The organism is Kocuria sp. UBA1838 (genome assembly GCF_002338785.1).
Classification (GTDB): domain Bacteria; phylum Actinomycetota; class Actinomycetes; order Actinomycetales; family Micrococcaceae; genus Kocuria; species Kocuria marina.
In genome coordinates, this window is sequence record NZ_DDIY01000005.1 from 243,047 (window position 1) to 265,323 (window position 22,277).

Consider the following 22,277-nt stretch of genomic DNA (forward strand, 5'->3'; position numbering starts at 1 on the left):
GACCTCGGTCTCACGGGCTGGCCCGCGGTGGCCGAGGAGGCGATCATCGCCCGGGACGTGCTGCTGACCCAGCACGTGGACTCCCGCCTGCACATCTGCCACCTCTCCACCAAGGGGTCCGTGGACATCGTGCGCTGGGCCAAGGAGCGCGGCGTGGCCGTGACCGCGGAGGTCACCCCGCACCACCTGTTGCTCACCGACGAACTCGTGCGCACCTTCGACCCCGTCTACAAGGTCAACCCGCCGCTGCGCACGGACGACGACGTCCAGGCCCTGCGCCGTGCCGTGGCCGAGGGCACGATCGACGTGATCGGCACGGACCACGCCCCGCACACCGCGGAGGACAAGGAATGCGAGTGGAGCTGCGCGGCCCACGGCATGACGGGTCTGGAGACCGCCCTCGCGGTGGTCCAGTCGACCCTCGTGGACACCGGGTTGATCGGGTGGGAGCGCGTGGCGCAGATCATGTCCCGCACCCCCGCCCGGATCCTGGGCCTGACCGACCAGGGCCAGGAACTGGCCCCCGGGGCCACCGCGAACATCGTGCTGTGGGACCCCAGCGGTCAGACCCCCGTGGATCCCACGATCCACGCGTCCAAGGGCCGCAATAGTCCGTACCGGGGGATGACCCTGCCCGGCGGTGTGCGCGCCACGTTCTACCGCGGTCACCCCGTGGTGCGCGACGGCGAACCCGCCACGCCGCTGACCCGCTGACCACCCCCACGAAAGGCCGCCCATGTCGGACAAGCTCGTACCCACCCTGTTGACCATCCTGATCGTCGTGGTGCTCTTCGCCCTGATCCGGTGGGGTTGGCGGGGTCGGGTGCGACGCCAGGCGGGCTTGGCCGCGCCGGCCCAGGCGCCCCGGGACCTGCTGCAGCGGGCCACCGCGCGCGTGGACGGGATGTACGTGGTCACCACCTACACCGCCCAACCGCTCGAACGTATCGCGGGGCATGACCTGGGGGTGCGCACGAACGCGGAGGCGATCGTGGCCCCGGACGGCGTGTTCCTCAACCGCCAGGGCGCCCCGGACGTGTTCATTCCACGGGCGGATCTGCGCGCGGTGTCCACCGCGTCCGGGATGGTCGGCAAGTTCGTGGAACGCGACGGACTCGTGGTGCTGACCTGGGACCTCGGGGACACCCGCGTGGACACCGGCTTCCGCGCGCGCACCGGTGAGGGATCCCGACAACTGGAGGACGCGGCGTCGGCCCTGCTGGACGCCTGAGAACCGAATTCCCGGGAGCCCTCACGCTCCCGGCACGCTCAACGAAAGGAGTTGGCCATGAACTCACCACGCATCGAACCGGCCGTCATGGTCCTCGAGGACGGCACGGTGTTCGAGGGCCGCGCCTGGGGTGCCCCCGGGACGGCCTTCGGCGAAGCGGTCTTCGCGACCGGGATGACCGGCTACCAGGAGACCCTGACCGACCCCTCGTACGCGGGGCAGATCGTGATCCAGACCGCCCCGCACATCGGCAACACGGGCGTGAACCTGGACGACATGGAATCCCGCAAGATCTGGGTCAACGGCTTCGTGGTGCGTGACCCCGCCCGCCGGCCCTCCAACTGGCGCAGCGAGCGCAGCCTGGACGAGGAGCTCGCCGAGCAGGGCATCACCGGGATCCAGGGCGTGGACACCCGCGCGCTGACCCGCCACCTGCGCGACAAGGGTGCGATGCGCGCCGGGATCTTCTCCGGCGATCAGGCCGGTGAGCCCGTGGCCCAGCTCGTGCAGCGGGTCACCGAGCAGCCGGGGATGGCGGGCCGCGCGCTCGCCGAGCACGTGAGCACGGACGAGACCTACGTGGTGGAGCCGCGCGAGCACGGCTGGGACGCCCCGGTGCGCCACGAGGTGGTCGCGGTGGACCTGGGGATCAAGTCCATGACCCCGCAGCGCCTGGCCGAACGCGGGGTACGTGTGCACGTGGTGCCCGCGGACGTGAGCTTTGAGCAGGTCCAGGCGCTGCACCCGGACGGCGTGTTCTTCTCGAACGGCCCGGGGGACCCGGCCACCGCGGACGAGCAGGTGGCCCTGCTGCGCCGCGTGCTGGACGAGGGCATCCCGTTCTTCGGGATCTGCTTCGGTAACCAGCTGCTCGGCCGCGCGCTGGGCTTCGGGACGTACAAGCTCACGTTCGGCCACCGCGGGATCAACCAGCCGGTCATGGACCTCGCCACGGGCACGGTGGAGATCACCTCCCAGAACCACGGCTTCGCGGTGGACGCGCCCGTGGGGGAGCCCGTGACCGCGCCCGAGTCACGCTACGGGCGAGTCAGCGTGTCCCACGTGGGGCTCAACGACGACGTCGTGGAAGGACTGCGCTGCGAGGACATCCCCGCGTTCTCGGTGCAATACCACCCCGAGGCCGCCGCGGGTCCGCACGACTCCGCCTACCTCTTCGACCGCTTTATCGACATGATGGACCGGGCCGGTCAGAGCCCCGATCCGGAAGCAGGAGACAAGTAATGCCCCGCAGGCAAGACCTCAACAGCGTCCTGGTGATCGGCTCCGGTCCCATCGTGATCGGGCAGGCCGCCGAGTTCGACTACTCCGGGACCCAGGCCCTGCGCGTCCTGAAGGATGAGGGGCTGCGCGTGATCCTGGTCAACTCCAACCCGGCCACGATCATGACCGATCCCGAGTTCGCGGACGCCACCTACGTGGAACCCATCACCCCGGAGACGGTCGAGAAGATCATCGCGAAGGAACGTCCCGACGCCGTGCTGCCCACCCTGGGCGGGCAGACCGCGCTGAACACGGCCCTGGCCCTGGACGCCAACGGCGTGCTCGAGAAGTACGACGTCGAGCTGATCGGCGCGGACGTGGACGCGATCAACCTGGGCGAGGACCGCGAGGCCTTCAAGGGCGTCGTCGAACGCTGCGGCGCGGAGTCCGCGCGCTCGATCATCGTGCACTCCATGGACGAGGCGCTCGTCGCCGCCGAGAAGCTCGGTTACCCCATGGTCGTGCGCCCGTCCTTCACGATGGGCGGACTGGGCTCGGGTCTCGCGTACGACGAGACCGATCTGCACCGCATCGCCGGCGCCGGGATCCAGTACTCACCCACCTCGGAGGTGCTCCTCGAGGAGTCCATCCTGGGGTGGAAGGAGTACGAGCTCGAGATGATGCGCGACGCCAACGACAACGTGGTGGTCGTGTGCTCGATCGAGAACGTGGACCCAGTGGGCGTGCACACGGGCGATTCGATCACTGTGGCCCCGGCCCTGACCCTGACCGACCGCGAGTACCAGCGCATGCGTGACATCGCGATCGCCGTGATCCGTGAAGTGGGCGTGGACACAGGCGGGTGCAACATCCAGTTCGCGGTGGAACCCGCAACCGGGCGGATCGTGGTCATCGAGATGAACCCGCGCGTCTCCCGTTCCTCGGCGCTCGCGTCCAAGGCCACGGGCTTCCCGATCGCCAAGATCGCGACCAAGCTGTCCCTGGGGTACACGCTCGACGAGATCCCCAACGACATCACGCAGAAGACCCCCGCGAGCTTCGAGCCCACCCTGGACTACGTGGTCGTGAAGGTCCCGCGCTTCGCGTTCGAGAAGTTCCCGGCCGCGGACCCCACGCTGACTACGACCATGAAGTCGGTGGGTGAGGCCATGGCGATCGGGCGCAACTTCACCGAGGCGCTGCAGAAGGCCATGCGCTCGCTCGAGCAGAAGGGTTCGTCCTTCAGCTTCGCCCGCCCGGCCGTGGAGCCCGGGCCCAACACGGTGGCCCGGCTCGTGGAGACGTGCCGCGAGACCACCACCCACCGGTTGCGCAACGTGCAGCAGGCCCTTCTCGCGGGTGCGAGCGTGGAACAGGTCTTCGAGGCCACGGCGATCGACCCGTGGTTCCTGGACCAGATCCAGTTGCTCAACGAGACCGCGGACCTGGTGCGCGCGGACCCGGACCTGCGCCCGGTCACGCTGCGGGAGGCCAAGCGCCACGGCTTCTCCGATGCCCAGATCGGTGAGCTGGTCCACCTCGAGGAATCGGTGGTGCGCGGGGTGCGCCACGCGCTGGACATCCGCCCCGTCTACAAGACCGTGGACACGTGCGCCGCCGAGTTCGAGGCGTTCACCCCGTACCACTACTCGAGCTACGACCGCGAAACGGAGGTGGCCCCGCACGAGAAGCCTTCGGTCATGATCCTGGGTTCCGGGCCCAACCGGATCGGGCAGGGGATCGAATTCGACTACTCGTGCGTGCACGCGTCCATGGTGTTGCGCGAGGCCGGGTACGAGACCGTGATGCTCAACTGCAACCCGGAGACCGTTTCGACCGACTACGACATCTCCACGAGGCTGTACTTCGAACCGCTCACGTTCGAGGACGTCATGGAGGTCGTGGAGGCCGAGCGCCGCTCGGGTGGGCTGCTCGGTGTCTTCGTGCAGCTCGGCGGGCAGACCCCGCTCAAGCTCGCGGCTGACCTCAAGGCCGCGGGCGTGCCGATCCTCGGGACGACCCCCGAGGCGATCGACCTGGCCGAGGACCGCGGGGAGTTCGCGCGCGTGCTCACTGAGGCGGGGTTGCGCCAGCCCAAGAACGGCACGGCCCACACCTTCGAGCAGGCCAGCCGGATCGCCCACGAGATCGGCTACCCCGTGCTGGTGCGCCCGTCCTACGTGCTCGGGGGGCGCGGGATGGAGATCGTCTACGACGAGGCGTCCCTGAAGTCCTACCTCGAGAACGCGACCGAGGTCAGCCCGAGCCGCCCGGCCCTGATCGACAAGTTCCTCGAGGACGCGATCGAGATCGACGTGGACGCGCTCTACGACGGCAAGGACTGCTACGTGGGCGGGATCATGGAGCACATCGAGGAGGCCGGGATCCACTCCGGTGACTCCGCGTGCGTGCTGCCCCCCATCACCCTGGGCCCGGACGTGATCTCCCGCGTGCGCGAGGCCACCGAAGCCATTGCGCGCGGCGTGGGCGTGAAGGGTCTGATCAACCTGCAGTTCGCTCTCGCCTCAGATGTGCTCTACGTGATCGAGGCCAACCCGCGGGCCTCGCGCACGGTGCCGTTCGTGTCCAAGGCCACGGGCGTGCAGATGGCCAAGGCCGCCGCGCTGATCGGTACCGGGCGCACCGTGGCCGAGCTGCGCGAGCAGGGGATGCTCCCCGCGGACTACGACGGCACGACCCTGCCCGAGCAGACCCCCACCGCGGTCAAGGAGGTCGTGCTGCCGTTCGCGCGCTTCCGCACCCCGGAGGGCACCGTGGTGGACTCCCTGCTGGGCCCCGAGATGCGCTCCACGGGTGAGGTCATGGGCATCGACCGCTACTTCGACACCGCGTTCGCCAAGGCGCAGGCCGCCGCGGGCGGGCCGCTGCCCACGTCCGGGCGGTTGTTCGTCTCGGTGGCCAACAAGGACAAGCGCTCCGCGGTGATCCCCGTGAAGATGTTCGCGGACCTGGGCTTCGAGATCGTCTCCACGGGCGGCACGGCCCAGGTGCTGCGGCGCAACGGCATCGAGTCCACGGTCGTGGCCAAGATCGCCGACGCCGACGACGGGTCCCCCTCGGTTGCGGACCTGATCACGGACGGGAAGATCGACCTGATCTTCAACACGCCCTCCGGCGGTCAGCAGGCCCGCGGCGACGGGTACCAGATCCGTGCGGCGGCCACGTCCGTGGGCGTGCCCACCATGACGACGGTCTCGGAGCTCGGTGCGGCGCTGCAGGCGATCACCGCGCAGCGGCAGTACTCGTGGTCCGTGACGTCCCTGCAGGAGCACGAGCAGAAGCTGCGGGAGCAGGTCGCCGCGGGGGACACCCGTGGCTGAGTTCGCGCGCGTTCCCTTCGGGGCCCGCCTCGAACGGGCGATGACCGTTGCGGGTCCATTGTGCGTGGGCATCGACCCCCACCCGTCCCTGTTGGACGCGTGGGGGCTGCCCGCCACGGCGAACGGCCTCGAACGCTTCGCGCTGGGCGTCCTGGAGGCCGCGGCGGAGCGGTGTGCGGCCGTGAAACCGCAGGTCGCCCTGTTCGAGGCGTACGGTTCCGCGGGCTTCGCGGTGCTCGAGCGCGTCCTGCGGGAGTCCCGCGCGGCCGGGCTGCTGAGCATCGCGGACGCCAAGCGCGGGGACATCGGCTCCACCATGGCGGCCTACGCGAGCGCGTGGCTCTCCGACGACTCGCCCCTCGCGGCCGACGCCGTGACGCTGAGTCCCTACCTCGGCTTCGAGTCCCTGCGCCCGGCACTGGACCTCGCGCGTGAGACCGGGCGCGGGACGTTCGTGCTCGCGCTGACCTCCAACCCGGAGGGCGCGTCCGTCCAGCACGTGGGCGGCACCGGGTCCGTGGCCGGGTCCGTCCTGGCCGCGATCGCCCGGGAGAACGCGACGGCGCAGCCCCGGCCGGGCACGGCGTCGTCGTCCCCGGACGGTTCGACGGCGCCGTCGGACGGCGCCACCGCGGCGGCCGTTCGCGGTGTCACCGGCGCCAATACGGGGGCCGGGAACAATCGTGATGAAATCGTGACGTCACCGTCGGTGGCCACCCTGGGCTCGTGCGGAGCGGTGATCGGGGCGACCGTGGGGGAGGCCCTGGCGTCCCTGGACATCGATCTGAGCACCCTGAACGGGCCGATCCTGGCCCCCGGTTACGGTGCCCAGGGCGCGGACGCCGCGGCCGTGGCCACGGTGTTTGAGCACGTCAGGCCCACAGTGCTCGCGAACTCCTCGCGAGGTGTGCTGCGTCACGGTCCCGACGTCCCCGCGCTGCGGGACGCCATCGACCGCAGCACCGAGGAACTACGCACGCACCTCCAGCTCTCCTGAGACCCCCGTGAACGCCCCTGGCGGCGGCCCGAAAGGCCACGTCAGGGGGGCGTTCATCGTGTTTACGGCGGCAAACGTGTCCGGTACTTTCAGGGGGACGGCTTGCGTGCGTCCCCCCCCATCAGGCGCACGGCCGAGCCGCTGTCACACGAGGAGGAGAGCTGGGCATGGCATTGCGGCCACTGACGGACGAAGAGCGCGCACGCGCGCGCGAGAAAGCCACGGCGGCGCGGACCGCGCGGGCGGAGATCAAGAAGGGACTGCGGGACGGGTCGATCACCGTGGCACAAGTGCTGCGCAGGGGCGAGGAGGACGAAGCCGTCAGCCGCCTCAAGGTCACCGAACTGCTCGAGGCCACCCCCGGGATCGGGAAGGTGCGCTCGGCGGCGATCATGAAGCAGATCGGGATCGCACCCACCCGCCGGGTGCGTGGCCTGGGTCAGCACCAGCGCAAGGCGCTCGTGGACTACCTGGACCGCTGAACCCTGGTCCCCGATCCGCACGATCCCGGGCGCAACCACTAGGACCCGCGGTTGATACAGTGACGGGCGAGCTGACCGCTCGCCCGTCACCGTCTTCTCCCGGAGGTATCCGTGCGTCCCACACCCACCGTGACCGTTCTGGCCGGCCCCACGGCCGTGGGCAAAGGAACGGTGTCCACCTATATCCGGGACCACTACCCGCAGGTGTGGTTGTCCGTCTCGGCCACCACGCGTGCGCCGCGGCCCGGCGAGGTGGAGGGCGTGCACTACTTCTTCGTCAGCGACGCCGAGTTCGACGACATGATCGATCGCCACGACCTGCTCGAATGGGCGGTCGTGCACAACCTCAACCGGTACGGCACACCGCGCCACAAAGTGGAGGAAGCGCTCGCGGCCGGGCGCAGCGTCCTGCTCGAGATCGACCTGCAGGGAGCGCGCAGCGTGCGCCAGGCCATGCCGGACGCCCAGTTCGTGTTCCTGGCCCCGCCGAGCTGGGAGGAAATGGTGCACCGGCTCGTGGGCCGGGGCACCGAGACCCCCGAGCAACAGCAGCGTCGGCTGGAAACGGCTAAACTGGAACTCGCGGCGCAACCCGAGTTCGATCACACCGTCGTCAACGACACGGTGGAACGCGCCGCCGCCGAACTCGTGGCCCTCATGGGGTTGCCGAGCGCATCGCACCGTTGAGGCGGTCACCCGCCCCGGATCCGCGCAACCCCCACGGCCAGTAGCACCACCTTTCCCGTCCACCACAGGAGTCATGAAACACGTGAGCACGAACAACGAAGGCATCGTCAACCCGCCCGTCGATCGGTTGCTCGACAAGACGGATTCCAAGTACGGACTCGTGATCTTCGGGGCCCGCCGTGCCCGCCAGATCAACGCCTACTACTCGCAGTTGCACGAGGGTCTGTTTGAGTACGTGGGTCCGCTCGTGGACACCCAGCTCAACGAGAAGCCCCTGTCCATCGCGTTCCGTGAGGTCGACGAGGGCCTGATCGAGGCCGTGCACGTGGACCACGCCGGGTTCACCCCCAACGGCCAGATGGTCAGCGACGAGCCCACCGCCACGGACATGTTCACCGGCGACTTCTTCGCCCAGGGTGAGCAGGACGGCACCGCGGTGTTCTCCGACGGCGTCCAGCTGGGGGAGACCTCCGAGGAGACCCCGGCCGCAGACACCGAGGACCCCGCCGAGGGTTCCGCGGAGTCCTCCGAGCAGTGACCGACCCGCACGGCCGCGACGCCCCCGTCCCCGCCCCGCCCCGCGCCCCGTTGCGCGTGGTGTTGGGTGTGGGCGGGGGCATCGCCGCATACAAGGCCGCCCTGCTGTCCCGGTTGTTCTCCGAGGCCGGCCACCACGTGGTGCCCATGCCCACCGAGGCCGCCCTGCAGTTCGTGGGTGCGCCCACGTGGGAGGCCCTCACGGGCGAGCACGTCTCGGGGTCGGTCTTCGACCGGATCGACACGGTCAACCACGTGGCCCAGGGCCAGGCCGCGGACCTCGTGGTGATCGCCCCGGCCACGGCGGACCTCATGGCCCGGGTGGCCCACGGGCACGCGGACGACCTGCTGACCACCACGGTGCTCGCGACCGCCGCGCCCGTGCTGCTGGCCCCGGCCATGCACACCGAGATGTGGCAGAACCCGGCCACGCAGCGCAACGTCGCCCTGTTGCGCGAGCACGGCCACGCGGTCCTCGACCCGGCCAGCGGTCGGCTCACGGGCAAGGACAGCGGCCCGGGCCGGTTACCCGAGCCGCAGGAGATCTTCGACGCCGCGCTCGCCCTCGTGGACCCCGCCTCCAGCTCCGCCCACTCATCGTCCGACGGCGACGACGCTCTGCGCGGACGCCGCGTCCTGGTCACCGCGGGCGGAACGCGCGAAGCCCTGGATCCCGTGCGCTTCCTGGGCAACCGGTCCTCGGGCAAGCAGGGCGTGGCCCTGGCCCACGCCGCACGCGATGCGGGCGCACACGTGCACCTGATCGTCGCGCACGTGGAGACCGAGCTGCCGAGCGGCGTCGACATCACGCGCGTGTCCTCGGCGCGTGAGCTGCAGGACGCGACCCTGGCTGCCGCGCGCGAGGCCGACGTCGTGATCATGGCCGCCGCCGTGGCGGACTACCGCCCGGGCACCGTGGGCGAGCACAAGATGAAGAAGTCCGAGGACGGCACGGACCCCGTGATCCGGCTGGTGCGCAACCCGGACATCCTGCGCGCCGTCGTGGCCCAGCGTGCCGAGCGCTCTCTTGAGCAGCTGATCGTGGGCTTCGCCGCCGAGACCGGGGACGCCGAGCACTCGGTGCTCGACTTCGCCCGCGCCAAGCTCGAACGCAAGGGCTGCGACCTGCTCGTGCTCAACGAGGTGGGCACGGACAAGGTCTTCGGTCGCGACGACACCGAGGTCACGGTGATCTCGGCCCGCTCGGGCGAGGACCGCGGGGCGCGCGGGACCAAGGACGAGGTGGCGCGGTTCGTGCTGCAGCGCATCGCCGAGGACATCCGCACCGACGGGTAATGTGGTCTCCCGTGAACGAAGCGAGCAAGCACCTGAGAATCTTCACGTCCGAGTCGGTGACCGAGGGGCACCCGGACAAGATCTGTGACCAGATCTCCGACTCGATCCTGGACGCCCTGCTGACCGAGGACCCCAATTCCTCGGTGGCCGTGGAGACCATGGTCACCACGGGCCTCGTGCACGTGGCGGGCGAGGTGAAGACGGACGCGTACGTGGAGATCCCCCACATCGTGCGCAAGACCCTGCTGGACATCGGGTACAACTCCTCCGTGCATGGTTTCGACGGCGAGTTCTGCGGTGTGTCCATCAGCGTGGGCGAGCAGTCCAACGAGATCTACGAGGGTGTGTTCACGTCCCTCGAGGAGCGCACCGGTGCCGCGCGTGACCCCCGGGACGCGCAGGGCGCAGGGGACCAGGGCATCATGTTCGGGTACGCCTCAGACGAGACCGACACGCTCATGCCCGCCCCCATCCTGTTGGCGCACCGGCTGTCCGAGCAGCTCACCCGGGTGCGCAAGACCGCGGTGCTGCCCGGTCTGCGCCCGGACGGCAAGACCCAGGTGACCCTGGGTTACGACGGGCACACCCCCGTCTCCGTGGACACCGTGGTCGTCTCCTCCCAGCACGCGGAGAACTACGACCTGGACCAGCTCACGCGCGATCTCACGACCAGCGTGATCAGCCCCGTCCTGGAGGATTCCGGACTGGACCTGTCCGCGACCAAGATCATCGTCAACCCCGCGGGCAACTTCGTACGCGGCGGGCCCGTGGGGGACGCCGGGTTGACCGGGCGCAAGATCATCGTGGACACCTACGGCGGCATGGCCCGCCACGGCGGTGGTGCGTTCTCCGGCAAGGACCCCTCCAAGGTGGACCGCTCCGCCGCGTACGCGATGCGCTGGGTCGCCAAGAACGTCGTGGCCGCCGGACTGGCCCGTCGCGCCGAGGTCCAGGTGGCCTACGCGATCGGCCAGGCCCGTCCCGTGGGCCTGTACGTGGAGACCTTCGGCACCGAGACCGTGGACCCCGCGCGGATCGAGCAGGCGATCTCCGAGGTCTTCGACCTGCGGCCGTTGGCGATCATCGAGGACCTGGACCTCAAGCGACCCATCTACGCCAAGACCGCCGCCCACGGTCACTTCGGCCGCAACGACCCCGACTTCACGTGGGAGCGCACGGACCGGGTCCAGGAGTTGCGTTCCGCCGCGGGGCTGTGAGCCCCGACCCCGCCGGGACGGAGCCCGTCATGTCGGAGTCTCCCAGGCTGGAGTCGGCGGGCACCGCGCGCCCGGACTCCGCGACTGCGGGTTCCGTCCCCGCGGACCGGGACACCCCCGAGCGGGACACGTCCGGTGAGCAGCTCGCGCTCGCGGGTCTGCCCGAGGCCGCACCCCCGGTCCAGCCGCGTACTTTGCCCCGAAAGGCCCTGGGCTCCGAGGGTCGCGCGGCGCGCGACCCCGTGGCCAAGGTCCTGCTCGAGGCCTACGTCCCGCACCTGGACCGGGTCTTCGACTACCGCGTGACCGCTGCCCTCGACGACCAGGCGGTCGTGGGGTCCAAGGTCTCGGTGGTTTTCGCGGGACGGAAGATGTCCGGGTGGGTCGTGGATCGCGTGGCCCACACGGACGTCCCCGAGGACCGATTGCTGCCCATCCGCCGTGTGCTCACGCCGCTGCCGGTGGCCCGCCCCGAGATCGTCGAGCTCGCGCAGGCCGTGGCCGAACGCTGCGCGGGCACGGTCGCGGACGTCCTGCGGGTCGCGATCGCCCCGCGGGTCGCGCGGGTGGACAAGGAGCTCGCGGCTCCCGAAGCCGCCGAGACCTCCGAGACGGGCGTCGTGAATGCGGACGACGACGCCGCGGTGCCGGCCGACCTATCAGCGGGCCCCGCTTCCGACGGCGCCGCCGATGCGGACCCGACCGCGGCCCCCGAGCCCGGCCGAGCGCCCTCGTCCCCCGTGGAGCCCGGGACGACCGGCTGGCAGCACTACACGGGCGGCCTGGAGTTCGTGGCGTCCGTGGGGCGTGGTGAGCCGGCGCGCGCGGTCGTGGAGGTACTGCCCTCGGCCGAGGACCATGACTGGGCGGGGCTGACCGCGAGCGCCATGGCCACCGCGTACGCCGCTGGTCGTGGGGCTGTGGGCGTGGTCGCGGACCATAAGGCACTGGAGCGGCTCGAACGGGCGCTGTGCGAGCTGGTGGGGGAGGACGCCGTCGTCCGCCTGCACGCCGACGACGGACCCACGCCCCGCTACCGGGGGTTCCTCGAGCTCGCGCTCGGGAAGAAGCGCCTGGCTGTGGGCACGCGCTCGGCCGCGTACGCACCGGTGCAGGACCTCGCGCTCGTGTGTTGTCATGACGACGGGGACGTGAACTTCGTGGAGCAGCGCGCCCCCTACCAGCACACGCGGGACGTGTTGTTGCTGCGCACCCAGCAACAGGGTATGGCCGCACTGTTCACGGGGTACGCGGTGAGTCCCGAGGTGCTGCGGCTCGTGGCCACAGGGTGGGCGGCGCGCGTGGCACCAGATCGCGCGGACCTGCGCCGGTTCTCCCCGCGCATCGAAGCGACCTCCGATTCCTACAACACCGCCCTCGACCCGCTCGCGGCGCGCGCCCGGTTGCCGCACGAGGCGTTCCGGGTGGCGCGCGAGGCCCTGAAGTCCGGGCCCGTGCTCGTGCAGGTGGCGCGTAAGGGCTATGCTCCCGTGCTCGCCTGCCAGCGGTGCCGTACGCCCGCGCGCTGCCAGGCATGCGACGGGCCCCTCGCGCTGGATTCCGCCCACGCCGTGCCGGTGTGCACGTGGTGCGGGCGTCACGCCCATGACTGGCGGTGCGTGGAGTGTGGGTTCACCCGGGTGCGATTGAGCACGGTGGGGGCGTCCCGGACCGCGGAGGAGCTGGGCCGTTCGTTCCCGCAGGTGCCCGTGATCTCGTCGAGCGACCGCACCGTGCGGACCCGGGTGGGGTCCGCCCCGGCGCTCGTGGTGGCGACTCCGGGAGCGGAGCCCGTCGCGGACGGCGGCTACGCCGCCGCGCTGCTGCTGGACGGCAACCGGATGCTTGCCCGGCCGTGGCTGCGTGCGGAGGAGCAGACCCTGCGCCGGTGGTTCAACGCCGCCGCCCTGGTGCGGGCGTCCTCCGACGGCGGCACCGTGGTGGTCACGGCGGACCAGGACCGTGCCGTCTCGGCGCTCGTGCGCTGGGACCCGGCTGGGCACGCAGAGCGAGAGCTGCGGGAGCGCCACGAGCTGGGTCTGCCACCGGCTGTGCGGACAGCGGCGCTGACCGGCCCGCGGGATGCCGTGGACGCCACCCTGCGGGACCTTGCGCTGCCCGAGCCCGTTCGTGTGGTTGGCCCCGCACCGGTGGAGCAGACTCCCGGCAATGGCGCCGACCTTGCTGAGACCGTCACCAACGACGCCGCCACTCTGGACGGTGCCGACGCCGCCCGCTCCTCGGAGCGCGGCGGGAACCGGCCCTACCGTGCGCTGCTGTTCTTCGGCTTCGGGATCGCGCCGCGGGTCACCGGTGCCCTGCGGGCGGAGAAGGCACGCGCCTCCGCGCTGCGCGAACACGCGCCGGTCACGGTGCGCTGCGACGTCGCCGACCTGCTGTAGGGCGCGTCACAGCCCTCGTCGACGGACCCTGACGTGCCGCGGATCGCGAGGCGGGACCTGGACCGCATGCGTGCACCAGGACTGGCTGAGCTGCTCAGTCAAATGTGTCGAATTGTTAATCCTCTTGCACGGGGTGGACGGGGCAGTCCTACGGTGGAGGGCACGTTCACGCGGGGTGGCACCGCGCACCGGGGCAAAGAGTCCCGGCGTGCGCGCGAGTCATCACCGCAGACCCGTTCCCGAAAGGATCCGCATGTCGCTGCAGCTCATTGAAATTGTTCCCGCCGTGGCCGAGAAGGAGGCCGTGCGCTCGATCATCGATGCGACGTCGAGCGCTGTCACGCAGGCCTCTGCCGAACTCATCGAGTCCCAGGTGACGGCGGACCACGCTCGCGTGTTCGTCGTCGTGGAGACGCAGCAGGACACGCCCGAGGGTCTTGCGCAGACCGTGCGCACGGCGCTGGGGGATTCCGTCACCGAGGTCACCGGCCCGGACGAGGTGCGCCTGGTGGGCGCGGAGCTCGAGGACATCAAGAAGCTCCGTGGCCAGACCGACTACCTCGTGGAGTGGGACATCCCCGCCGAGATCACTATGGACCAGTACCTCGCCCGCAAGAAGGCGAACTCGCCCAAGTACGCCGAGGTTCCCGAGGTGTCGTTCCTGCGCACCTACGTCCGCGAGGACACCGCCAAGTGCCTGTGCTTCTACAACGCTCCGGACGAGGACGCCGTGGTGCGTGCCCGCGCGGCCGTGAGCACCCCCTTCGACCGGATGTTCAAGCTCGAGGTCTGAGTCCCGCGTCCATCCGTCACCACCACCGGGTGCCGCAGCCCACCACGGGCCGCGGCACCCGGCGCACGCCTCGTCAGAACGGAACCCATGTCCCAGCCCAGTGCTTCGGCAACCTTCGAGACTGCCTCCGACCAGGAGCTCCTGGCCCCACTGACCGACTACCCGGAACACGGCCTGGTCCGGGCACGCGCGGCCGAGCGTGCCAGGGCCACCGACGAGGCGGACACCACCCCGTTCGAGACCCTGCGCGAGCTCGGGCAGCGGGGCCTGCTGGACCTGGGTCTCGGGGGCGGGGACCTGCGTGGACAGGCAGCCGTCGTCTTCGACCTCGCGGCCGAGTGCACGGCCACGGCGTTCTCACTGTGGGGCCACCGCTCCGGCCTCGAGTACCTCGACGCGGTGGGGGCGCCCGTCGCGTCTGAGCTGCGCACCGGTGACGTGCCGCTGTGCTCCGCCATGGCACCGGCGTTCAAGGCCGCGGCAGGTATCGGTGAGATCCCCGTGACGCTCACCCGCCGGGGGGACCACCTGGTGCTCGACGGCACCGTGCCGTGGGCCTCGAACCTGTACCCGGACGCCGTCGTGATCCTGCCGGTCGTCCGGGAGGACGGACGCCCCGCGATCGTCCGCACCCGGGTGGCGGCCCGCGGGGTCAGCGTGCGGCCGCTGGAGAACCTCATGGCGCTCAACGCCACGGCGTCCGGCATCCTGCGCCTGGAGGGTGTGGAGATCGACGCGGAGCAGGACGTCCTCACCGAGGACGTCCCCGGGTTCCTGGCCACGGTCCGCGGACCGTTCCTGCTGCTGCAGACCTCGTTCTGCCTCGGTCTCTCCGCGGCGGCGCTGACGAGCGCGCGGGAGAACCTGGGCGGCGTCGGCGAGATGTTCCGCGAGGACCTGGACGACGCCGTGGCGGAGCAGCAGCGCCTGCGCGCGGACCTCGTGCGCCTGGCACGGGAACCGCGTGCCGCCGCACCCCGCGAGCTCCTGCAGTTGCGCCTCGACGCAGCCCTGCTCACCGGCGAGGCCACCCGCCTGGAGGCGAAGATCGTGGGCGGCCGTGGCTACGCGCTGTCCTCGCCCACGGCGCGCCGCGCACGGGAAGCAGCGTTTCTGCCCGTCCAGTCGCCCACGGAAGGCCACCTGCGGTGGGAACTGCGCAGGCTCGGGTGAGGCACGGGCACGACGGCACCGCGGTGACCACGGACCCGGGCACGGCGCTGCGGGTGCACGGTGTCAGCAAAACCTACCCGGGGGCCTCCGACCCCGCCCTCGACGGCGTGGACCTCACCCTGCACCGGGGCGAGACCCTCGCCGTGCTGGGCCCCAGCGGTTCCGGGAAGTCCACCCTGCTGCGTGCCATCGCCGGGCTCGAGACCCTCGACGGAGGCAGTATCGAGTTCTCGGACCCTGACGCCCGCCTTGCCGTGGTCTTCCAGACCCCGGCACTGTTCCCCTGGCTGTCCGTGCGGCTCAACATCGCCCTCGGCGGCAGGTACCGGCGCAACCACGACCGTTTCGACGACGAGCACGTGGGCGAGCTGCTCGAGATCCTCGGCCTCTCCCACCTCGCCCACACCCCCGTGGAGGAGCTCTCCGGCGGCCAGGCCCAGCGGGTCTCCGTGGGCAGGGCGCTCGCCGTGCGCCCGGACGTGCTGCTGCTCGACGAACCCTTCAGCGCGCTGGACCCCGCCACCCGCGAGGACCTGCAGCAGTGGCTGCGGCAGCTGACCACTGACCTCGGGCTGACGGTCTTCCTGGTCACGCACGACGTCGCCGAGGCCATGGCGTTGGGGGACCGCATCGGCTTCTTCGCCGGACCGCGCGGTTTTCGGCGGCAGTGGGTTCCGTCCCAGGACGGCACCACGGCCGGACAGATTCTCGCGACGTACCGCGGCACGGACGACGAGGCGGGAACCTGGGAGATATGAGCGGGTCTCTCACCACACGGCGGACCGTCCTGCGCGCCGGGACCGCGGCGGTGGCACTGACGGGTGCGGCGTGGGGCGCCGGTTCCCTCTACACGGGAACCCGCATCGGCAGCGGTGGTGACGGCGGCTCACGGCCCGTGCGCATCGGGTACCTGCCGATCACTGATGCCGCGCCCCTGCTGGTTGCCCACGCCAACGGCTACTACGACGACGCCGGGGTGGCCGTCGCGCGGCCCGTCCTGTTCCGCAGCTGGTCCTCACTGTCCGAGGCCTTCGTGGCGGGCAAGGTGGAGGCCATCCACATGCTCATGCCCATGGCCCTGTACATGCGCTACGAGCTGCAGGCGGACGTGCGGATCACGGCGTGGAACCACATGAACGGCTCTTCGCTCACTGTGCACCCGGAGATCACGGACCTGGCGGGGCTTGCCGGCCGCACCGTGGCGATTCCCGCGTGGTGGTCCATCCACAACGTGGTGGTGCAGAAGATGCTCCGCGCCGAGGGGCTGACACCCGTGATGCGTGAGAGCCCGTCCACGAGCGCCCGGACCGTGGCGCTGGTCCCGATGGCCCCCTCGGACATGCTGCCCGCACTGAACAACGGGGTGATCGGCGGGTACGTGGTCGCGGACCCGTTCAACGCGGCCGCGGAGGCGAAGCACGTGGGCACGATCCACCGGTTCCTGGGGGACGTGTGGCGGGACCACGCCTGCTGCGTGACCATGCTGCGCGGGGAGCTGCTGAGGGATCGTCCCGAGCAGGCGGCGGGTTTCATGGACGCGCTGGTCCGCGCGCAGGCGTGGGCGCGGACAAACCGCCCCGAGACCGCGGCGGTGTTGGCCTCCGGCTACCTCCCGCAGCCGAAGCCCGTGATCCAGCGGGCCCTGACCTACACCGCGGCCGCGCACGCCGACGCGCTGCACCACCCTGACTGGCACGGCGAGTCGCTGGACTTCCGGCCCTACCCGTACCCGAGTTTCACGCAGGAGCTGGTGCGCGCGATGCAGGACACGGTGGTGGATGCCCCCGCCGGGTTCCTCACCGGGCTCGATCCTGCCACCGCGCACCGCGAGCTGGTGGACGACGCATTGGTGACCCGGAGCATCGCAAGGGCAGGCGGCTGGGGTGCGTTCGGGATGCACGGCACCACACGCACCGAGGAGATCCAGGCATGAGTCCCACATCCCGCAGCACGCCCAAGAGCACGGGCACGGATCTCGCCGCCGCACCGTCAGCGGGTGGCACCGGCTCGGCCCCTGTCCGAGACTCCAGAGCGGGTGCGCACAGTGACCGAGCGAAATCGCCGTCCACGTCCCGGAGACGGGCGGGCGGGGGCGCCGGACGAGGTGCGGCCGTGGCTTGGGGCACATTCGGCGTCCTCGTGACCGTGGCGGCGTGGTGGGCGTTCACCCACGCGGCCGCCGGCGGGTCCACGATGATCGCGGCTTTCCGCCCCGAGCAGCTGCCAGGTGCCGTCGGTTCGCTCCTGGAACGGGGAGTTGTGGTCCAGGACGCAGTCACGAGTCTGTGGCGCCTGCTCGGCGGTCTGTTGCTGGCGACGGCGATCGGCGTGCCGCTGGGACTGGTGATCGGTTCCTGGCAACGGGTGCGGTGGGCGAGCGCGCCCGTGGTGCAGTTCCTGCGGATGGTCTCGCCGCTGTCGTGGGCACCGGTGGCCGTGGCCCTGTTCGGAGTGGGCAGTGCGCCGGTGGTCTTCCTCGTGGCGGCCGCCGCCGTGTGGCCGATCACCCTGAACACCGCGGCGGGGGTCGCCGCGCTGGACCCGGCCCACCTCCGGGTGGCACGTACCCTGGGCGCAACACCGTTCGAGCGGCTGCTCACGGTGGTGTTTCCGAGCATCCGTCCTTACGTCATGACCGGGGTGCGCCTAGCGCTGGGCATCTCGTGGGTCGTGCTGGTGCCCGCGGAAATGCTTGGGGTCAGCACCGGGCTGGGCTACGAGATCCTCAACGCGAGGGACCGTCTGGCCTACGACGAGATGCTCGTGGTGATCCTCGTCATCGGGCTGCTCGGCATCGCGCTGGACGCCCTCGCCCAGTGGCTGCTGCGGGAACGGGTGGTGCGCACCTGAGGGGGTCGGCGACGTCGCCCCCGGTCACCGTCCGGAGCGCTGGCTGCTGAAACCTTCCGGGCTGAAGACCCCAGGGCCGAGAACCGGGGGGGCGAGTACGGGGGAGCTGTGCACAGCGGTTCAACCGCGCTGGTGCAGCTCCCACGCCAGGTCCAGCAGGTCCCGCGCGGAGTCCTCCCAGGTGTGCTCGCAGATCCGCTCCAACCCCGCGAGCACGCGTTCGTGGGCCACGGTGGGGTTCGTGAGTTCGCGCACCCGGGCGGCGAACGCGGCGTCGTCGTCCGCGGGAGCGTAGCCGGCGGCATCGCCGGCGACCTCGCGGAAGATCGGCAGGTCGGAGCAGACGACAGGCGCACCCTCGGCGAAGGCCTCCACGAGCGGCAGGCCGTAGCCCTCCGCGCGGGAGGCCGTGATCAGCGCGGCGCACGAGGACAGCAGCTCGCGGTACTGCTCCTCGCCCACTCCGCCGTGGAAGACCACGCGGGCCCCGGCCGGCACCTGGGCCTGAAGCTCGGCGCGGCGCGCGGGGGAGATGCGCGAGAGCAGGTGCAGGGTGCGCCCCGGGAGGTGGGCCATCGCCCGCAGCAGGGTCTCCACGTTCTTGTACGGCAGGAACGAGCCCATGTACACCAGGTCCGTGCCGCGGCGTGAAAGCCGCGCGAGCGCCTCGTCCTCGGGGACCCCCGCTGACGGCGCCGCGTTGGCAATCACGCGCACGTCCCGTTTCGTGAGGCGGTGCGCAAGGATCTGCTGCCGGGAGGTCTCGGAGACCGTGGCCACGGCGTCGGCGCGGTTGAGCGTGAGCCGCTGGGGCCACCAGGCCTTGTGGTACGCGCGCCAGCCCCACTGCACCGGCAAGGAAAGATCGCCCGGGGGCTGCGGGTGCTCGTAGTAGATCAGGTCGTGCAGCGTGAGGATCAGCTTGTGGCGGCGCCCCAGCGAGCCCATGGTCTGCATGGGGGAGAACACGACGTCGGGTGCGTACCGGCTCAGCAGGGCGCCCGTGAGCACCTCGGCCGGGGACGTAACGGACGGGCCCAGCAGCGTGGGCAGACCCTCGGAGATCAGGGCAGCCTGGGCGGGATCGCTGATCAGTGCGGCGAGGCGGACGCGCGGATCGGAGGCAACCGCCCGAGCCGTGGCGGCGAGCAGTTCGGCGCTGTAGCGGCTGATCCCATCGTGGTGATCGGTGCGGATGTAGCGGGCGTCGAAGAGCAGCTTCACCGTTCGTGGGTCCCGTAGAGTCCGCGCGCGGTGGCCTCTTTGGTGAGCTGGTGCTCACCGGAGCCGGGGTCCACCGCGGGGATCATCCCGGTGAGTTGGTCCGGGGTGGAGGCGGTCGTGTCCGCGTGGGGTAACTGGTCGTAGCCCTCGAGGGGTTCCGGCGCGGGGGACGCCAGGAAGTCTTCGATGTATTCCGCCGCGAGCTGCGGGGTCTCGTAGTGGATCAGGTGACCCACCCCGGGGATGATCTTGAGGCTGTGGCTGCGGATCCACGAGGCCATGGTGCGCTGCGAGTGCACGGAGCCCAATTCGTCCTGGTCGCCCACGATGAGCAGGGTGGGCATGGTCAGGTTCATCGCGACCTCCGCGACGGTGTGGGAGATCGACGCCTGATAGGCCTCGGTGAGCACGTCCCGGTTGGCGAAGGTGTTGAAGTAGGCCTGGTGCTGGCGCAGCGCGTAGTTGCGGATCCCCGGGTCCTCGGACTTGACCATCACGTCCGTCATGAGTTTCACGACGGCGTTTGAGGTCAGTAATTTGGTGCCCAGCCGCCGGGGGAGGGACGCGCCCGCGGAGTAGTAGAGCTCCGTGAGCTTGGTCAGCCGCTTCTGCTGTCCGGCCAGGGCGGGTTCTGAGATGGGGTTGAGCAGGATCAACCGTTCCACCATGGCGGGGTACTCCACGGCGAAGTGCGCGGCCAGGGTGGACCCGAAGGAGTGCCCCGCGAGCACGATGCCCGTCTCGCAGCCCGGATGGACGGCGTTATCGGTCAGTGCCTCGAGGAACTCGCGCACGAACTCCACGTAGCTGGGCACCGAGTGTTCTCGGTCAGGGAAGGGCTCCGAGCGTCCGAAACCGGGCAGGTCCGGTAGCACCACGTGGTATTTCTCGCGTAGGGCGGTCGCGATCAGCTGCAGACCGTGGTGGTCCCCGCGGAACCCGTGGAGCATCACGAGCAACGGTTTGTGCTTCTTGTCCGCGTCGTAGAACCAGTAGCGCACGCGGTACCCGTCCAATTGCACGCTGCGGCGTTCGGCGTAGGTGTTCTCCACGGGTCCTCCAGTCGTGCGGCGTCGGCGCATCCATGCTAGCCGGGAGAGGCGCGGTGGCGGGCTGGTCTAAACTGGGAGAAATCCCCACACGAGAACGGGGGACCAGGCTGTCACCGCGCCGGTACCGGGGCGAGCGAGCATCCCCGGCCCATCCCCGTGAACTTTGAAGGCGAGGCACGTGAGCGAGCACAGCACCCCGGATGCGGGCACGGACTACGACGTCCAGCGCATCGAGGCCACCTGGTCCGGCTACTGGGAGGACAACCGGGTCTTCGCGCCCCGGGACGACGGTTCCGCTCCGCGGCGTTACGTCCTGGACATGTTCCCCTACCCCTCGGGGGACCTGCATATGGGCCACGCGGAGGCGTTCGCCATGGGGGACGTCGTCTCCCGCTACTGGCTGCACCGCGGGTACGATGTGATGCACCCGATCGGCTGGGACTCCTTCGGCCTGCCGGCGGAGAACGCCGCCATCAAGCGTGACGCCCATCCCGCGGAGTGGACCTACCGCAACATCGACACCCAGCGCGCCTCGTTCAAGCGCTACGCGATCAGCGTGGACTGGGACCGGGAGATCCACACGTCCGACCCCGAGTACTACCGCTGGACGCAGTGGCTGTTCCTGCAGTTCTACAAGCACGGGTTGGCGTACCGGAAGGACTCCCCGGTCAACTGGTGCCCCAAGGACCAGACGGTGCTCGCCAACGAGCAAGTGGTCAACGGTGCGTGCGAGCGCTGCCACACCCCTGTGACCAAGAAGTCCCTGAACCAGTGGTATTTCAAGATCACCGACTACGCCCAGCGCTTGCTGGACGACATGGGTGAGCTGGAGGGCCACTGGCCCGAGCGCGTGCTGGCCATGCAGCGCAACTGGATCGGGCGTTCCGAGGGCGCGCACGTGAAGTTCGTGATCGAGGGCGCCCCCGCCGAGGGCGCGGACCCCGAGGACACCTCCGGGCGTACCGTCACCGTGTTCACGACCCGCCCGGACACCCTCCACGGCGCCACGTTCTGCGTGGTCGCCGCGGACGCCGCGATCGCCCAGGAGATCGTGGCCCCCGAACACGCTGACGCGCTCGCCGCGTACCGGGAGGACGTCAAGGCACTGTCGGACATCGAGCGTCAGGCCTCCGACCGGGAGAAGACCGGTGTGTTCCTGGGCCGCTACGCGGTCAACCCCCTCACGGGCGAGAAGCTGCCGGTGTGGGCCTCGGACTACGTCCTGGCCGATTACGGCACCGGCGTGATCATGGCGGTGCCCGCCCACGACCAGCGGGACCTGGACTTCGCCCGGGCCTTCGACCTGCCCGTGCGCGCGGTCCTGGACACCGGCGAGGAGGACCCCGCGAGCACGGGGGTCGCCACCACCGGCGACGGCACCCTGATCAACTCCGGACCGCTGAACGGGCTGTCCAAGGCGGAGGCGGTGGCCAAGGCCATCGAGATCGTCACTGAGGCCGGGACCGGCGAGCATCACGTGAACTTCCGACTGCGGGACTGGTTGCTGTCCCGGCAGCGGTTCTGGGGTGCACCCATTCCCATCGTGCACTGCCCCTCGTGCGGTGAAGTGCCCGTGCCCGAGGACCAGCTGCCCGTGCGGCTGCCCGAGGACCTGCGCGGTGAGCAACTCGCACCCAAGGGCAGGAGCCCGCTCGCAGCGGCGTCGGACTGGGTCACCGTGGCGTGCCCCGCGTGCGGCGGGCAGGCCACGCGCGACACCGACACCATGGACACGTTCGTGGACTCCTCGTGGTACTACCTGCGCTACGCGTCC

19 protein-coding genes are annotated in these 22,277 nt (G+C 70.5%); 17 read left to right on the forward strand and 2 right to left on the reverse strand.

The window, feature by feature from the left end:
- The 16 genes from B3I25_RS02895 to B3I25_RS02970 form a co-directional block, all read left to right on the forward strand.
- A partial coding sequence (locus B3I25_RS02895; protein WP_286737748.1) for a dihydroorotase occupies positions 1-714 on the forward strand: 714 nt, incomplete at its 5' end.
- 22 nt (positions 715-736) lie between these two features.
- Positions 737-1,231, forward strand: a complete 495-nt coding sequence (locus tag B3I25_RS02900; RefSeq protein ID WP_064845878.1) for a hypothetical protein — start codon at positions 737-739, stop codon at positions 1,229-1,231.
- A 57-nt stretch (positions 1,232-1,288) separates the two neighbouring features.
- On the forward strand, positions 1,289-2,473 hold the full coding sequence (carA, locus tag B3I25_RS02905) for a glutamine-hydrolyzing carbamoyl-phosphate synthase small subunit (RefSeq protein ID WP_064845877.1): 1,185 nt from the start codon (positions 1,289-1,291) through the stop codon (positions 2,471-2,473).
- The gene (gene carB, locus B3I25_RS02910) at positions 2,473-5,793 is read left to right on the forward strand and encodes a carbamoyl-phosphate synthase large subunit (RefSeq protein ID WP_064845876.1); all 3,321 of its coding nucleotides are present in this window, start codon (positions 2,473-2,475) and stop codon (positions 5,791-5,793) included. The genes carA and carB overlap by 1 nt, the downstream gene beginning before the upstream one ends.
- Positions 5,794-5,833: 40 nt before the next feature.
- Positions 5,834-6,790, forward strand: coding sequence for an orotidine-5'-phosphate decarboxylase (gene pyrF / locus B3I25_RS02915; protein ID WP_064845910.1), 957 nt, complete (start codon positions 5,834-5,836; stop codon positions 6,788-6,790).
- A gap of 167 nt (positions 6,791-6,957) precedes the next feature.
- Positions 6,958-7,272 (forward strand): integration host factor, actinobacterial type, encoded by a 315-nt coding sequence (gene mihF, locus B3I25_RS02920; protein ID WP_064845875.1) that lies wholly within the window; start codon positions 6,958-6,960, stop codon positions 7,270-7,272.
- 111 nt (positions 7,273-7,383) lie between these two features.
- A complete protein-coding gene (gmk, locus tag B3I25_RS02925) occupies positions 7,384-7,959 on the forward strand; it encodes a guanylate kinase (RefSeq protein ID WP_131332973.1) in 576 nt (191 codons plus the stop codon).
- A gap of 73 nt (positions 7,960-8,032) precedes the next feature.
- Positions 8,033-8,497, forward strand: a complete 465-nt coding sequence (rpoZ, locus tag B3I25_RS02930; protein WP_286737752.1) for a DNA-directed RNA polymerase subunit omega — start codon at positions 8,033-8,035, stop codon at positions 8,495-8,497.
- The gene (gene coaBC, locus B3I25_RS02935; RefSeq protein ID WP_286737753.1) at positions 8,494-9,792 is read left to right on the forward strand and encodes a bifunctional phosphopantothenoylcysteine decarboxylase/phosphopantothenate--cysteine ligase CoaBC; all 1,299 of its coding nucleotides are present in this window, start codon (positions 8,494-8,496) and stop codon (positions 9,790-9,792) included. Before rpoZ ends, coaBC begins: the two co-directional genes overlap by 4 nt.
- Positions 9,793-9,803: 11 nt before the next feature.
- Positions 9,804-11,009 (forward strand): methionine adenosyltransferase, encoded by a 1,206-nt coding sequence (gene metK / locus B3I25_RS02940; RefSeq protein ID WP_145004757.1) that lies wholly within the window; start codon positions 9,804-9,806, stop codon positions 11,007-11,009.
- Between the two features lie 29 nt (positions 11,010-11,038).
- Entirely contained in the window at positions 11,039-13,411 is a 2,373-nt protein-coding gene (locus B3I25_RS02945) for a primosomal protein N' (RefSeq protein ID WP_286737755.1), read from the forward strand.
- Between the two features lie 253 nt (positions 13,412-13,664).
- On the forward strand, positions 13,665-14,204 hold the full coding sequence (locus tag B3I25_RS02950) for a DUF4242 domain-containing protein (RefSeq protein WP_145004750.1): 540 nt from the start codon (positions 13,665-13,667) through the stop codon (positions 14,202-14,204).
- A gap of 87 nt (positions 14,205-14,291) precedes the next feature.
- Positions 14,292-15,377 (forward strand): acyl-CoA dehydrogenase family protein, encoded by a 1,086-nt coding sequence (locus tag B3I25_RS02955; protein ID WP_064845870.1) that lies wholly within the window; start codon positions 14,292-14,294, stop codon positions 15,375-15,377.
- Entirely contained in the window at positions 15,374-16,135 is a 762-nt protein-coding gene (locus tag B3I25_RS02960; protein WP_286737758.1) for an ABC transporter ATP-binding protein, read from the forward strand. Before B3I25_RS02955 ends, B3I25_RS02960 begins: the two co-directional genes overlap by 4 nt.
- Positions 16,132-17,310, forward strand: coding sequence for an ABC transporter substrate-binding protein (locus tag B3I25_RS02965; protein WP_286737760.1), 1,179 nt, complete (start codon positions 16,132-16,134; stop codon positions 17,308-17,310). The genes B3I25_RS02960 and B3I25_RS02965 overlap by 4 nt, the downstream gene beginning before the upstream one ends.
- Positions 17,311-17,489: 179 nt before the next feature.
- On the forward strand, positions 17,490-18,227 hold the full coding sequence (locus tag B3I25_RS02970) for an ABC transporter permease (RefSeq protein WP_229566321.1): 738 nt from the start codon (positions 17,490-17,492) through the stop codon (positions 18,225-18,227).
- Positions 18,228-18,347: 120 nt separating this feature from the next.
- Here B3I25_RS02970 and B3I25_RS02975 read toward each other — a convergent pair whose 3' ends face one another.
- Complete coding sequence (locus B3I25_RS02975) at positions 18,348-19,451, reverse strand: glycosyltransferase family 4 protein (protein WP_098053469.1); 1,104 nt, start codon at positions 19,449-19,451, stop codon at positions 18,348-18,350.
- Positions 19,448-20,503, reverse strand: a complete 1,056-nt coding sequence (locus B3I25_RS02980; RefSeq protein ID WP_098053468.1) for an alpha/beta fold hydrolase — start codon at positions 20,501-20,503, stop codon at positions 19,448-19,450. The genes B3I25_RS02975 and B3I25_RS02980 overlap by 4 nt, the downstream gene beginning before the upstream one ends.
- A 178-nt stretch (positions 20,504-20,681) precedes the next feature.
- Between B3I25_RS02980 and leuS the strand changes: the two genes are divergently transcribed.
- Positions 20,682-22,277 (forward strand): leucine--tRNA ligase (gene leuS, locus B3I25_RS02985; protein ID WP_286737763.1); only part of this gene is annotated, 1,596 nt, incomplete at its 3' end.

Bases quoted from the DNA above. Each gene is read 5' to 3' on its own strand.
- B3I25_RS02900 (WP_064845878.1), top strand. From the start codon at position 737: ATGTCGGACAAGCTCGTACCCACCCTGTTGACCATCCTGATCGTCGTG.
- carA (WP_064845877.1), top strand. From the start codon at position 1,289: ATGAACTCACCACGCATCGAACCGGCCGTCATGGTCCTCGAGGACGGC.
- carB (WP_064845876.1), top strand. From the start codon at position 2,473: ATGCCCCGCAGGCAAGACCTCAACAGCGTCCTGGTGATCGGCTCCGGT.
- pyrF (WP_064845910.1), top strand. From the start codon at position 5,834: ATGACCGTTGCGGGTCCATTGTGCGTGGGCATCGACCCCCACCCGTCC.
- mihF (WP_064845875.1), top strand. From the start codon at position 6,958: ATGGCATTGCGGCCACTGACGGACGAAGAGCGCGCACGCGCGCGCGAG.
- rpoZ (WP_286737752.1), top strand. From the start codon at position 8,033: ATGAAACACGTGAGCACGAACAACGAAGGCATCGTCAACCCGCCCGTC.
- B3I25_RS02945 (WP_286737755.1), top strand. From the start codon at position 11,039: ATGTCGGAGTCTCCCAGGCTGGAGTCGGCGGGCACCGCGCGCCCGGAC.
- B3I25_RS02950 (WP_145004750.1), top strand. From the start codon at position 13,665: ATGTCGCTGCAGCTCATTGAAATTGTTCCCGCCGTGGCCGAGAAGGAG.
- B3I25_RS02955 (WP_064845870.1), top strand. From the start codon at position 14,292: ATGTCCCAGCCCAGTGCTTCGGCAACCTTCGAGACTGCCTCCGACCAG.
- B3I25_RS02965 (WP_286737760.1), top strand. From the start codon at position 16,132: ATGAGCGGGTCTCTCACCACACGGCGGACCGTCCTGCGCGCCGGGACC.